The sequence below is a fragment of the Dactylosporangium sp. CA-052675 genome (assembly GCF_050947935.1).
Classification (GTDB): Bacteria; Actinomycetota; Actinomycetes; order Mycobacteriales; family Micromonosporaceae; genus Dactylosporangium.
In genome coordinates this window covers 8,357,967-8,370,688 of sequence record NZ_CP192010.1, presented here as the reverse complement: position 1 = coordinate 8,370,688, position 12,722 = coordinate 8,357,967, and the positions used below count along the sequence as shown (strand labels likewise).

The 12,722-nt window shown below is 72.0% G+C and carries 13 protein-coding genes; 10 read left to right on the top strand and 3 right to left on the bottom strand.

The genetic code is table 11. The features are described from left to right. Genes pnuC through ACQP1P_RS37100 form a run of 8 tightly spaced genes read left to right on the top strand, consistent with a single transcriptional unit; the run spans position 1 to position 6,988 of the window. The gene (pnuC, locus tag ACQP1P_RS37135) at positions 1-630 is read left to right on the top strand and encodes a nicotinamide riboside transporter PnuC (RefSeq protein WP_433078357.1); all 630 of its coding nucleotides are present in this window, start codon (positions 1-3) and stop codon (positions 628-630) included. After that, on the top strand, positions 615-1,709 hold the full coding sequence (locus ACQP1P_RS37130) for an AAA family ATPase (protein WP_433078355.1): 1,095 nt from the start codon (positions 615-617) through the stop codon (positions 1,707-1,709). The genes pnuC and ACQP1P_RS37130 overlap by 16 nt, the downstream gene beginning before the upstream one ends. A 10-nt stretch (positions 1,710-1,719) precedes the next feature. Then, positions 1,720-2,679 carry an STM4015 family protein gene (locus ACQP1P_RS37125; protein ID WP_433078353.1) on the top strand — a complete coding sequence of 320 codons (960 nt, stop codon included), beginning with the start codon at positions 1,720-1,722 and terminating at the stop codon, positions 2,677-2,679. Next, entirely contained in the window at positions 2,676-3,710 is a 1,035-nt protein-coding gene (locus ACQP1P_RS37120) for an STM4014 family protein (RefSeq protein ID WP_433078351.1), read from the top strand. Before ACQP1P_RS37125 ends, ACQP1P_RS37120 begins: the two co-directional genes overlap by 4 nt. Then, positions 3,707-4,501, top strand: coding sequence for an STM4013/SEN3800 family hydrolase (locus ACQP1P_RS37115; protein WP_433078349.1), 795 nt, complete (start codon positions 3,707-3,709; stop codon positions 4,499-4,501). Before ACQP1P_RS37120 ends, ACQP1P_RS37115 begins: the two co-directional genes overlap by 4 nt. Then, a complete protein-coding gene (locus ACQP1P_RS37110; protein ID WP_433078347.1) occupies positions 4,495-5,793 on the top strand; it encodes an STM4012 family radical SAM protein in 1,299 nt (432 codons plus the stop codon). The genes ACQP1P_RS37115 and ACQP1P_RS37110 overlap by 7 nt, the downstream gene beginning before the upstream one ends. Next, a complete protein-coding gene (locus tag ACQP1P_RS37105) occupies positions 5,790-6,635 on the top strand; it encodes an STM4011 family radical SAM protein (RefSeq protein WP_433078346.1) in 846 nt (281 codons plus the stop codon). The genes ACQP1P_RS37110 and ACQP1P_RS37105 overlap by 4 nt, the downstream gene beginning before the upstream one ends. Before the next feature lie 17 nt (positions 6,636-6,652). Then, complete coding sequence (locus ACQP1P_RS37100; protein WP_433078344.1) at positions 6,653-6,988, top strand: hypothetical protein; 336 nt, start codon at positions 6,653-6,655, stop codon at positions 6,986-6,988. Position 6,989: 1 nt separating this feature from the next. Here the strand turns inward: ACQP1P_RS37100 and ACQP1P_RS37095 are convergent, their stop codons facing one another. Next, positions 6,990-7,859: a transglycosylase SLT domain-containing protein gene (locus ACQP1P_RS37095; RefSeq protein WP_433078342.1), complete on the bottom strand. Its 870-nt coding sequence runs from the start codon at positions 7,857-7,859 to the stop codon at positions 6,990-6,992. Positions 7,860-7,959: 100 nt separating this feature from the next. On the opposite strand from ACQP1P_RS37095, the gene typA reads away from it, so the two are divergent. Next, positions 7,960-9,825, top strand: a complete 1,866-nt coding sequence (gene typA / locus ACQP1P_RS37090; protein WP_433078340.1) for a translational GTPase TypA — start codon at positions 7,960-7,962, stop codon at positions 9,823-9,825. 99 nt (positions 9,826-9,924) lie between these two features. Here the strand turns inward: typA and ACQP1P_RS37085 are convergent, their stop codons facing one another. Beyond that, entirely contained in the window at positions 9,925-10,917 is a 993-nt protein-coding gene (locus ACQP1P_RS37085; RefSeq protein WP_433078338.1) for a terpene synthase family protein, read from the bottom strand. An 82-nt stretch (positions 10,918-10,999) separates the two neighbouring features. Further along, on the bottom strand, positions 11,000-12,016 hold the full coding sequence (locus ACQP1P_RS37080; protein WP_433078336.1) for a TerC family protein: 1,017 nt from the start codon (positions 12,014-12,016) through the stop codon (positions 11,000-11,002). 373 nt (positions 12,017-12,389) lie between these two features. Between ACQP1P_RS37080 and ACQP1P_RS37075 the strand changes: the two genes are divergently transcribed. Beyond that, a complete protein-coding gene (locus ACQP1P_RS37075) occupies positions 12,390-12,692 on the top strand; it encodes a hypothetical protein (RefSeq protein WP_433078334.1) in 303 nt (100 codons plus the stop codon). Positions 12,693-12,722 lie beyond the last annotated feature (30 nt).

Below are 12,722 nucleotides of genomic sequence, written 5' to 3'. Positions count from 1 at the left end.
GTGCTCGACTGGCTGACCTCCGCGGCGTTGCACGCGTTCGGTGCCCCAACCACCTGGGCTGAGCTGCTCGGATTCGCCAGCGGCCTGCTCTGCGTCTATCTCGTGGTGCGCCAGCACATCGCGAACTGGCCGGTCGGGATCGCCAACAACCTGCTGTTCATCGTCGCCTTCTGGCACGTCGGGCTCTTCGGCGACGCCTGGCTGCAGGTCGTCTACGTCGCCCTCGGCGCCTACGGCTGGTGGTGCTGGAGCACCGGGCGGCTGCGGCAGCGGGTGCGCACCACGACACGGGCCGAGTGGTGGTGGCTCGCGGCCGCGGGCGTGCTGCTGAGCGTGGCGCTGTGGTGGTACCTCGACCGCTTCACCGAATCCACGGTCCCCTGGCCGGACGCGCTCACGACCGCCGTGTCACTGCTCGCGACCTACGGCCAGACCCGGCGCCTGGTGGAGAGCTGGTGGCTGTGGATCTCCGTCGACGTCGTCTACATCCCGCTGTACGGCTACAAGGACCTCTGGCTCACCGCGCTGCTGTACCTCGTCTTCCTGACGCTGTGCGTCTTCGGCCTGCGGGCCTGGCGGGCCGAGCTGCGCCGTGTGCCGGAGGGGAGCCCCGCGTGGTCCACGGACTAGTCGTCGGCAAGTTCTACCCGCCGCACGCGGGCCACCATCACCTCATCGACACCGCCGCCCGCGCCTGCGACGAGGTGACCGTCGTGGTCGCGCCCTCGACGGTGGAGTCGATCCCGCTCGAGGACCGGGTCGCGTGGCTGCGCGAGGTGCACGCCGCGGCGCCGCACGTGCGCTTCGTCGGCATCTACGACGACACGCCGATCGACTACGGCTCCGAGGCCGCCTGGGACGCCCACACGGCCACGTTCCGCCGGGCCGTCGGCGAGCGGGAGGTCGACCGGGTCTTCTCCTCGGAGGCGTACGGCGAGGAGCTGGCCCGCCGCTTCGGCGCCCGCCACGTCCCGGTCGACCCGGCCCGCGGCGCGGTGCCCGTCTCCGGCACCGCCGTGCGCGCCGACCCCGTCGCCCACTGGGACAAGCTCGCGCCGCCGGTGCGCGGCTGGTTCGCGAAGCGGGTCGTGGTCGTCGGCGCGGAGTCGACGGGCACGACCACCCTGGCCCGTGCCCTGGCCTCGCACCTGCGCCTGCGCGGCGGGGCGTTCGCCGGCACGGCCTGGGTCGAGGAGTACGGCCGCACCCTGACCGCGCTCAAGATGGCGCGGCTGCGGCCGGGCGAGACGATCGCCGACCTGGTGTGGACGCGTGACGACTTCGTGACCGTCGTGCGGGAGCAGAACGCCGCCGAGGACGCCGCGGCGCGGGCCGGCGGGCCGGTGCTCGTCTGCGACACCGACAGCTTCGCGACCGCGATCTGGGAGGAGCGCTACCTCGGCCACACCTCCGAGCCGGTCCGCGCCGCCGCCCGCCGGCCGGACCTGTACCTGCTCACCAGCGACGACGGCGTCCCGTTCGAGGACGACGGCATGCGCGACGGCGAGCACCTGCGCGCCTGGATGACGGGCCGGTTCCGCGACGAGCTCGCCGCGTGCGGGGTGCCCTGGATCGAGCTCACCGGGCCGTACCGCCGCCGCCTCACCACCGCCGTCGCAGCGGTCGACGACGTGCTCGCCGCGGGCTGGAATCTGGCATCGCCGCTGCTCCCGGCCGACTCGAACAGAACTGTCGGAGGGTCCTGCTAACGTCCCGCCCATGACGATCGGCAGCAACCTCACCACCTTCGCGGGCCTGCCCGTCCGGCGGTTCGAGCTCGACACCGGCAGCCGCCGGCGCGGCGCCCGCCGTGAGGAGCCCCGCCGGCCGATGCCCGGCGAGCGGGCCGCATGGCGGATCAGCGTCGGCTACGACGCCGGTGAGCGGGAGGTCGCCGACGCGCTCGACGCGCTCATGGACACGGTCGGCGCGCACCACATCACCGCGCTGGTGATCGGCTCGTGGGGCGAGCCGCAGGCCTCCGGCCCGCCGCTGCACCTGCTCACCGCCGCCCGCGACCGGCTCACCGAGCTGCGCGCGCTGTTCATCGGCGAGATGACCTACGAGGAGTGCGAGATCTCCTGGATCAACCAGGGGGAATACGCGCCGCTGCTGGGCGCCTTCCCGGCCCTGGAGGTGCTGCACATCCGCGGCGCCGACGGGCTGCGGCTCTCCCCGGTGCGCCACCGCCGGCTGCGGGAGCTGTGCGTGGAGAGCGGCGGGCTGCCGGCCTCGTTCATCCGCGGCTTCACCGACTCCTCGTTCCCCGCCCTCACGGATCTGGAGCTGTGGCTGGGCACCCAGGAATACGGCGGTGACGCGGTCGTCGACGACCTCGCCCCGATCATGACCGGCACCGAGCTGCCCGCGCTCAAGCGGCTGGCCCTGCGCAACGCGGAGATCGCCGACGACGTCGCCACGGCCCTGGCCGCCGCGCCCGTCGTGGCCCGGCTGGAGAGCCTCGACCTGTCGATGGGCGCGCTGTCCGACGCCGGCGCCGAGGCGCTGCTGCTCGGCCAGCCGCTGACCCACCTGCGCTCGCTCGACCTGTCGCACCACTTCATGTCGAAGGAGATGGCCGCCCGGTTCGTCGAGGAGCTGCCCGGCGTCCGCGTCGACGTCTCCGACGAGCAGGACGCCGACGAGGATGGCTTCAGATACGTCTCGGTCGCGGAATGATCACCGTCGTCGGCATCCCGGGGCACCGGCGGGTGGAGCTGTTCCGCGCCGCCGCCGTGGCCGCGGGGTGGCCCGCGCCCGCCGTCGTGGGCTGGCGGGACGTGTGCGCCGGCGACTTCGCGCTCGCCCCCGGATCCATGGTGCGGCTGGAGTCGCCGGGGGAGGACGCCGAGGTCGACCGGCTGCTGCGTGGCGCCGACCGGCCCGCCGGGCACGGCGAGATCGTGGGCCTCGCCGCCTGGTATGCGGGGTTCGTCGCCGCCGCCCGCCGGGTCGAGCGCGCCGCCACCGGACCGCTCACGACGCCGGTGGACGAGCTGGCCGTCATGTTCGACAAGCGCCGCTGCCACCGCCTGCTGCGGGAGCGCGGCGTGCCGGTCCCGCCCGGGTTCGCGGCCACGAGCTACGCGGAGGTCCGCGCCGCCGGCTGGCCGCGGGTCTTCGTCAAGCCCGCGCACGGCAGCTCCGCGTCCGGCGTCGTCGCGCTGGCCTTCAACCGGGGCAGGGTCAGCGCCCGCACCTCGGTCGGCGTCGAGGACGGGCGGCTCTACAACGAGCTGCGCGTGCACCACTACACCGACGAGCGCACGGTCGCCGCGATCATCGACCGGCTCGGCGCCGACGGCCTGCACGTCGAGCGCTGGTTCCCGAAGGCCACCCACGTCGGCACGGTCTTCGACCTGCGGGTCGTGGTCATCGCCGGCCGGGCGAGCCACGTCGTCGCCCGCACCAGCCGCACCCCGCTGACCAACCTGCACCTGGGCAACGCCCGCGGCGACCTGGCCGCGATCCGGGCCGCGGCGGGGGAGGAGCGCTGGGCGGCCGCCCTGCAGACGTGCGAGCGGGCCGCCGCCTGCTTCCCGGGCAGCCTGCACGCCGGCGTCGACCTGATGTTCGCGCCCGGCTTCGGCGAGCACGCCGTCGCCGAGGTCAACGCGTTCGGCGACCTGCTGCCGAACCTGCTCGTCGACGGGCGCGACACCTACGCGGCCGAGGTCGCGGCCCTGCCGAGCTGGGCGGTGCCGGTGTGAAGTCGCTCCTGGGCACCCATGACCTGCTCTTCGTCACGCTCGACACGCTGCGCTACGACGTCGCCGCCGACCTGCTGGCCGCGGGCCGCACGCCCAACCTGGCCCGGGTCCTGCCCGGCGGCGCGTGGCAGCGGCGGCAGTCGCCGGCCTCGTTCACCTACGCGGCCCACCACGCGTTCTTCGCCGGGTTCCTGCCCACGCCGCCGACGCCCGGCCCGCACGAGCGCCCGTTCGCGGCCCGGTTCGCCGGCAGCACCACCGTCGGCGCCGACACCTGGGAGTTCGACGCGCCGGACGTGGTGACCGCGCTGCGCGCCGAGGGCTATCACACGATCTGCCTCGGCGGCGTCGGGTTCTTCGCGATGACCTCCCCGCTCGGCAGTGTCCTGCCGGGCCTGTTCGACGAGGCGCACTGGTCGCGCGCGTCGGGCGTCACCAACCCGGCGTGCTTCGAGGTCCAGCTCGAGACCTTGCGCGCGGTGCTGCCCGGTGCCGGGCCGTTGTTCACCTTCGTCAACGTCGCCGCGCTGCACCAGCCCAACAGGCACTACCTGCCCGGCGCCGAGGAGGACTCCATCGAGTCGCACGGGGCGGCGCTGGAATACGTCGACCGCCACCTGCCGCGGTTGCTGCGCCTGGCGACCTCGCGCGGCCGCCCCTGCCACGTCATCCTGTGCAGCGACCACGGCACCGCCTACGGCGAGGACGGGCACACCGGGCACCGGGTCGCGCACGAGGTCGTGTGGACCGTGCCCTACGCCGAGCTGACGCTGGAGGCGGGCGCATGGTGAATCTCGGCTCGCCGTATCAGGGGTATCTGTACGCGTACCCGCACAAGACGGCCTATCGCCCCCTCGACCCGCGGCCCCGCCTCGAGGACGTCTGGGCCGGCGAGGACCTGGCGAAGCTGTTCCTCTACGTGCACGTGCCCTACTGCGAGATGCGCTGCGGCTTCTGCAACCTCTTCACCCGCGCCAACCCGCCGCACGAGCAGGTCACCGCCTACCTCGCCCAGCTGCGCCGGCAGACGGCCCGCACGATGGCCGCGATCCCCGGCGCCCGGTTCGCGCGGGCCGCGATCGGCGGCGGCACCCCGACCTATCTCACCGCGCCCGAGCTGACCGAGCTGTTCGACCTCATCGAGGACGGCACCGGGTTCGGGCGGGGGCCGATGTCGGTCGAGACCTCCCCGGCGACGGCCACCCCCGACCGGCTCAAGGTGCTCAACGAGCGCGGCGCGACCCGGATCAGCATCGGCGTGCAGAGCTTCCTCGACGCCGAGGCCCACGCCGCCGGTCGGCCGCAGCACCGCCCCGAGGTCGACCGGGCCCTCGACGCGATCCGCGAAGCCGGGCCGGCCGGGCTCAACATCGACCTCATCTACGGCATCCCCGGCCAGACCCGCGCGACCTGGGACGAGTCGCTGAGCACGGCGCTGCGCTGGGCCCCCGAGGAGCTGTACCTCTACCCGCTCTACGTCCGCCCGCTGACCGGCCTCGGGCGGCGCGGCAAGGGCACCGACCCGCAGTGGGACGAGCAGCGCCTGGAGCTCTACCGGCACGCCGTGGCCCGGCTCACCGCCGAGGGCTACGAGCAGCGTTCGATGCGCCAGTTCCGCCGGCCGGACGGCCGCCCGGACACGCCCGACGAGTACTGCTGCCAGGACGACGGCATGCTCGGCCTCGGCTGCGGCGCCCGCTCCTACACGCGGGCGCTGCACTACTCGTTCGACTACGCGGTCGGCGTCGCGCACGTGCGGGGCATCCTCGCCGACTACCTCGCGCGCCCCGCGGCCGACTTCGACGCCGCCGAGGTCGGATTCGCCCTCGACGCGGCCGAGCAGCGGCGCCGCTGGCTGCTCAAGTCGCTGCTGCGGGCCGAGGGCGTGGACCCGGCGGGGTATGCGGCGCGGTTCGGCACCCCGGTCGACGACGACTTCCCGGCCCTGGCCCGGCTCCGTGACGCCGGCTACGCCGAGGGCCACCGGCTCACCGCCGAGGGTCTCGCCCACTCCGACGCCATCGGGCCCTGGCTCGTCTCGGCGAGCGTCCGCGAGGCCATGGCCGGGCACGTGACGCGATGAGGATCCTCTACCGCGGCCCGCTCGCGAGCTGCAACTACGACTGCCCGTACTGCCCGTTCGCCAAGCGCCGCGACCCGCCCGGGCTGCTGCGCGCCGACCGGGCCGCGCTGGAGCGGTTCGTCGCCTGGGTCCGCGACGCCGACGAGCCGGTGGAGGTGCTGTTCACGCCCTGGGGCGAGGGGCTCACCCGCAGCTGGTACCGAAGCGCCCTGATCGAGCTGTCCCACCTGCCGCACGTCGGCCGCGCCGCGATCCAGACGAACCTGTCGGCGCGGCTCGGCTGGGTCGCGGACGCGGACCCCGCGAAGCTGGCGCTGTGGTGCACGTACCACCCGGGTCAGACGACCCAGGACCGCTTCCTGGCCGCGAGCGCCACCCTGCGGGAGCACGGCATCCGGCACTCCGTCGGCATCGTCGGCCTCCCCGGGCACCTCGAGGCCGCCGGGCGGCTCAAGGAACGGCTCGGCCCGGACGTGTACCTCTGGGTGAACGCCGCCGACGGCCACGTCTACGGCGCCGAGGAGGAGGCGGCCTGGACGGCGATCGACCCGCTGTTCGGCTACAGCGTCCGGCCGCACCTGTCGCTGGGGATGCCGTGCCGCACCGGCGACGAGGTCGTCTCGGTGTTCGGCGACGGCACCGTGCGCCGCTGCCACTTCGTGCCCGAGGTGCTGGGCAACCTCTACGACGGTTCGTGGACGGCCCGGCGCGGCGAGCGGCCCTGCCCGAACGCGACCTGCGACTGCCACATCGGCTACGTGCACCTCAGGACGCTGCCGCTCTACGACGTCTTCGCGGGCGGTGTGCTGGAGCGCATCCCTGGCGGGGGCCCCGGATGGTAGCGGCCATACTGGACCGCATGGACAACCTGATCGCGTTCGCGTCGCGACGGCTGGTGGAGGACGAGTCGCTGACCCCGGGATACGTGTACCACGACCCGGAGGACGCCACCCTGCCGCCCGGCCCCGGCGGACGCACCGCCAGCGGCTGGAACCTGCTCGTCGGCGACGAGACCGACGAGCAGCTGGCCGACGCGGGCGAGCTGCTCATGCCGGAGCTGACGTGGCTGATCGAGCGGTACCCGGCGTTCGGCAAGATCGTCGCCGCGGGCTCGGAGGGCCGGCAGTTCGAGTGGGACGCCGACGCCGGCCGTTACACCGACGTCGGCCCCTCGACCGGGTTCCCGGAGGACTGAGCTAGTAGTTCCCGGCGCGGCTGGCTGTCATGAGGGCGCGTACGTTCTGCACGTACTGCGGGTTCGGGTACACCCCGCCCGCGTAGTCGACCCCGCCGGGACCCCAGTTGTATGCGGAGATGACCGCGTTGAGCAGCTTCGTGTCGGTCATGTCGTAGGTGCCGAGCTTGGGCCCGAAGTACGCGATGAGCCAGGCGAGGTAGTTCGCGCCGAGCATCACGTTCTGGTCGGGTTTGGTGCGGTCCCAGCTCGTGCCGAAGCGGGTGTTCACGAAGGTCTGGGTGCTCGGCATGATCTGCATCACCCCGAGGCCGCCGTCACACGCCGTGATGTCCGTCTGCCATCCGCTCTCCTGCTCGGCCACGGCGTAGAGCAGCCGCTGCGGCACCACGATCTGCTCGTAGTCCGGATCGGTCTTGGTGCCCCAGAAGTGCGTGGTCGCGGCCTTGTCGAGGTACCCCTTCACGGTCGCCTTGGGCAGCTGGTTCGTCCCGCGCACCGGCGTGCACGTGGTGTGCGGCGGGGCCGGGGGCAGGACCGTCTCGGTGACCTTCGGCGACGGCTTCCTGGTCGGCTTCTTCGTCGGCGTGGGGGCCTTCGACGTCGGCGGGGCCGAGGTCGTCTCCACGATCTCGACGGGCGCCTCGGTGCTCGGCGGTGCCGCCGAGACCGGTGCGATCGGCACGGACCCGTCGTGCCGCTCCTGCGCGGCGGGCTTGCCGGGCCCGGTGCCCCTGACCAGGGTCGCCCCGATCACCCCGCAGCCGACCAGGACCACGGCCAGCGCGACCGAGAGCAGGATCCATCCGAGATTCCGCTTCGGCCGGCGCCGCTCTTCGTAGGCTTCGAACTCCGCAGTGTCATCATCCATTGACGTGTGTTCTCCTCCCCGTGCACGTCAGGCTAGCCCCAATCACCAGACGCGCGGGACCCCCGATTCCTATGACACGGCGCCTGGAACAATGGAGGACATGCAGACCCGTTCAGACCTCCGCAACGTGGCCATCGTCGCCCACGTCGACCACGGCAAGACCACCCTCGTCGACGCGATGTTGCGGCAGTCCGGCGCGTTCCACGCCCGCGCCGAGCTCACCGACCGGGTCATGGACTCGATGGACCTCGAGCGCGAGAAGGGCATCACCATTCTCGCCAAGAACACCGCGGTGCGCTACGTCCCCCAGGACGGCGGCGACCCGGTCACGATCAACATCATCGACACGCCGGGCCACGCCGACTTCGGCGGCGAGGTCGAGCGCGGCCTGACCATGGTCGACGGCGTGGTGCTGCTGGTCGACGCGAGCGAGGGCCCGCTGCCGCAGACCCGGTTCGTGCTGCGCAAGGCGCTCAAGGCGCGCATGCCGATCATCCTGGTGATCAACAAGGTGGACCGCCCCGACGCGCGGATCAAGGAGGTCGTCGACGAGACCTACGAGCTCTTCCTCGACCTCGACGCCGACGAGGAGCAGATCGACTTCCCGATCGTCTACGCCTGCGCCCGCGACGGCATCGCCTCGCTGACCCAGCCCAAGGACGGCACGGTCCCCGAGGACAGCGACAACCTGCAGCCGCTCTTCCGCACGCTGCTCGAGACGATTCCGGCGCCCGCCTACGACGAGGACGCCCCGCTGCAGGCCCACGTCACCAACCTCGACGCGTCGCCGTTCCTCGGCCGCCTGGCCCTGTGCCGGGTCCGCCAGGGCCGCATCCGCAAGGGCCAGACGGTGGCCTGGTGCCGCGAGGACGGCACGCAGACCAGCGTGCGCATCTCCGAGCTGCTCATGACCGAGGCGCTGGAGCGCAAGCCGGCGGAGGAGGCCGGGCCGGGCGACATCATCGCCGTGGCCGGCATCGGCGAGATCATGATCGGCGACACGCTCGCCGACGCCGAGAACCCCGTGCCGCTGCCGCGCATCACCGTCGACGAGCCGGCCATCTCCATGACCATCGGCACCAACACCTCGCCGCTGGCCGGCAAGGTCAAGGGGGCCAAGGTCACCGCCCGCCTGGTGCGCGACCGCCTGGAGCGCGAGCTCGTCGGCAACGTGTCGCTGCGGGTGCTGCCGACCGAGCGCCCGGACGCGTGGGAGGTCCAGGGCCGCGGCGAGCTGGCGCTGGCGATCCTGGTGGAGCAGATGCGCCGCGAGGGCTACGAGCTCACCGTGGGCAAGCCGCAGGTGGTGACCCGGGAGATCGACGGCAAGGTCTACGAGCCGACCGAGCGGCTCACGATCGACGCGCCGGAGGAGTATCTCGGCGCGATCACCCAGCTGCTGGCGACCCGCAAGGGCCGCATGGAGCAGATGGTCAACCACGGCACCGGCTGGATCCGCATGGAGTGGCTGGTCCCGGCCCGCGGCCTGATCGGCTTCCGGACCGAGTTCCTCACCGACACCCGCGGCACGGGCATCCTGCACCACGTGTTCGAGTCCTACGAGCCGTGGTACGGCGAGCTGCGCACCCGCGCCACCGGCTCGCTGGTCGCCGACCGCTCGGGCGTGGCGACGCCGTTCGCGATGATGAACCTGCAGGAGCGCGGCTCGATGTTCGTGGAGCCGACCACCGAGGTGTACGAGGGCATGATCGTCGGCGAGAACTCCCGCGCCGACGACATGGACGTCAACATCACCAAGGAGAAGAAGCTCACGAACATGCGCTCGTCGGCCGCGGACGAGACCGAGAAGCTGATCCCGCCGCGCAAGCTGTCGCTGGAGCAGGCCCTCGAGTTCTGCCGCGAGGACGAGTGCGTGGAGATCACGCCGGAGGCGATCCGCATCCGCAAGGTCATGCTCGACCAGAAGGACCGCGAGCGCGTGGCCCGCAAGCGGGCGCACTCCTGAGGGGCAACGAGCCAGAAGCGGTTCATGGCTCGGGTCCGCGGTGGTGCGGACCGTTGCTCCCGCCAGGAATCCCGGCGTCCGTCGTGGCGAAGCGGCGTCCTACTCGGTAGGGCGCCGCTGCGCCGGGACCTCCTCGGGCGTGTAGCGGCCCGACTCCAGCGACCAGTCCACGTTGCCGCGAATCCAGTGGACCAGGTCGCCGACGCCGATGACGCAGCTCGGGTCGCCCCACCAGCGGGCCTCGAGCCGGTCCCGGGCGACCTGAAACTCCAGCACCCGGGCGTCGTGCTCGGCCACCGCCGCGAGCACGGCCTCGTCCAGCTCCAGGCGGTGCTCGCGCTGGAACGAGAACACGATGTTGTGGTGGTCGCCGACCGCCGCCTCCTTCGGCCACGAGATCAGGTCGTTGAAGATCCCGATCACGGTGCCGGCGGTGCGCCGGGCGGTTGCGAAGTCCGGGTCGTCGAGCAGCTCCGCCGGCAGCTCCACGCCGTGCATCGGCTCGATGAGGTCGAAGAACATGTCGGTCGCGGCGCTGTGGTGGCGCTTGCGGCGGTACTCGTCCAGCAGCGGCGGCCGGTCCGCGATCCGGTTGCCGGCCTCCCAGAGCGTGCCGGCCAGGTAGTCCGCCACGTGCCCGACGAACCGCTCCCGCCAGGCCGGGCTGACCCGCGGCTCGGTGCGCCGCCAGACCTCGCCCAGCGCCGCGGCGAGGGGCCGGCCCAGCGCCGCGTCCAGGACCGGCGCCGGCTGCTGGTCACGCAGCAGCCGCACGACCTCGGTCACCGCCGCGCGGGCGGGTTCCGGGTCGCGTACGAGCGCCCGCTCCAGCAGGTCGTCGAGCACGAAGATGCTGATCAGCCACGCGGTGGCCAGGCGCAGCTCGGGCTCGGCGGCGTCCGGGTGGGCGCGGCACATGAGGTTGGCGAACCGGGCCTTCGCGAAGGTCGCTCGGGCACCGGGCCGCTCGAGCAGTCCGTGCCGCGTCGCCCAGTGCAGCGACCACCGCTGGACGGCGTCGGCGTGCGGGGAGATCCGCGGCGTGAACGGGCACAACACTGAGGGGGCCGACAGATGGCCCCGGTACGTCATTTCGTGCAAGATGCATCACCTGCCCGCCGTGGTACCTCATCCTCGCGCCGATCGACCCGCAAAGCGAGGGCTGGCGGGGTATTTATGGGATTTTGTGAGTTTTGTCCGGTTGTGCGGCTGCTGCACGCTCGTCACGCCGCGCCTTGACCAGCGATGCGACGGTCGTGATGGCCAGGGTCCCGATGATCACCAGGAGTGACGTCTGGATGCCGATGTGCGGGGCCCAGGAGACGTGCTTGCCGCCGTTGATGAACGGCAGGTTGTTGTCCGCGAGCGCCTCCAGGAACAGCTTCACGCCGATGAAGCCGAGCACGACGCTGAGGCCGATCGAGAGGTACACGAGCCGGTCGAGCAGGCCGCCGATCAGGAAGTACAGCTGCCGCAGCCCCATCAGCGCGAACACGTTGGCGGTGAAAACCAGGTAGGGCTCGGCGGTGAGCCCGAAGATCGCGGGGATCGAGTCGAGCGCGAAGATGAGGTCCGTCGTGCCGATCGCGATGAGCACCACGATCATCGGCGTCATGTGCAGGCGCCCGCGCTCGTCACGCGCCGTGAGCCGCGACTCCTGGTACTTCGGGGTCATCGGCAGCACGCGCCGTGACCAGCGGATCAGCGCGTTCTCCTTGAAGTCCTCCGCATCGGTCTCGCCCTGCGTCGCGAGCTTGACCGCCGTGTAGATCAGGAACGCGGCGAAGATGTAGAAGACCCACGAGAACCGGCTGATCGCGGCCGACCCGACCGCGATGAACCCGCCGCGCATGACCAGCGCGAGCACGATCCCGATCAGCAGCACCTTCTGCTGGTACTGCCGCGGCACCTTGAACCGCGACAGGATGATCACGAAGACGAACAGGTTGTCGACGGAGAGGCTGTACTCGGTCAGCCAGCCCGCGTAGAACTCGCCGGCGTAGTTCCCGCCCCACTGGGCCAGCACGAACAGGCCGAAGAGGAGCGCGAGCCCGACATACACCGCGACCCAGATCGTCGACTCCTTGATCGACGGCTCATGGGGTCGCCGGGCGACGATCGCGAGATCGAACAGCAGAATCGCGCCCAGCCCGACGAGTGTCGCGGTCCAGACCCAGCCAGCAACGTCCACGTGAAATTCCTCCGGTAGACACACCACAGGCCACGCCGACCCGGAAGGGCCGCGTGGGCTGTGTAGTTGACACCGGAGGTCTCTTCCGCCACCCGCTGGAGCCGGATGACCGGCGGCGCCGGGTGTGACCCCCACGTCACCGTGGGGCACCGTGCTGACGACGACCGCCGCGGGGGAATACTCCCCTCCTGTTGCTCGTCAACCATTGTCCACCAGGCCGCCACGTCCCGACGCGCAGGGGGCGAAAAAATGTCGTACCCCCCGTCTATCGTGCGGTGCGTCGGGGGGCGTTTCAACGTTCACTCATGTCCGCGCCGTCCGCGCAGGTCCAGCTCAGCCCGAAGGGAGTGCGATCGTGTATCGGCAAGGTGACGTGCTGTTGGTGCCAGTCCCGGCCACGGAGGTTCCCGCGACCGCCGTCGCGGCACCCCGCGACCGCGCGGGCCGCATGGTCCTGGCCCGCGGCGAGGCCACGGGCCACGCCCACGTGATCGTCGGCCCCGACACCCTGCTCCTGGCCGACCGCGACGACATCGACCGCCTCTTCGTGAGGATCGTCACCAAGGCGCGGGTCGTCCACGAGGAGCACGGCACCATCACCATCCCCGCGGGCGACTACCGCATCGTCCGCCAGCGCGAATACGTCCCCGGCGCCTACCGCTACGTGGCCGACTGATGACCACGCCGCTGCCGCCCTCGTCCCGCG

Excerpts from the sequence above, each read along its gene's own strand:
- ACQP1P_RS37125 (WP_433078353.1), top strand. The coding sequence starts at position 1,720 with ATGACGATCGGCAGCAACCTCACCACCTTCGCGGGCCTGCCCGTCCGG.
- ACQP1P_RS37120 (WP_433078351.1), top strand. The coding sequence starts at position 2,676 with ATGATCACCGTCGTCGGCATCCCGGGGCACCGGCGGGTGGAGCTGTTC.
- ACQP1P_RS37110 (WP_433078347.1), top strand. The coding sequence starts at position 4,495 with ATGGTGAATCTCGGCTCGCCGTATCAGGGGTATCTGTACGCGTACCCG.
- ACQP1P_RS37105 (WP_433078346.1), top strand. The coding sequence starts at position 5,790 with ATGAGGATCCTCTACCGCGGCCCGCTCGCGAGCTGCAACTACGACTGC.
- ACQP1P_RS37100 (WP_433078344.1), top strand. The coding sequence starts at position 6,653 with ATGGACAACCTGATCGCGTTCGCGTCGCGACGGCTGGTGGAGGACGAG.
- ACQP1P_RS37095 (WP_433078342.1), bottom strand. The coding sequence starts at position 7,859 with ATGGATGATGACACTGCGGAGTTCGAAGCCTACGAAGAGCGGCGCCGG.
- typA (WP_433078340.1), top strand. The coding sequence starts at position 7,960 with ATGCAGACCCGTTCAGACCTCCGCAACGTGGCCATCGTCGCCCACGTC.
- ACQP1P_RS37085 (WP_433078338.1), bottom strand. The coding sequence starts at position 10,917 with ATGACGTACCGGGGCCATCTGTCGGCCCCCTCAGTGTTGTGCCCGTTC.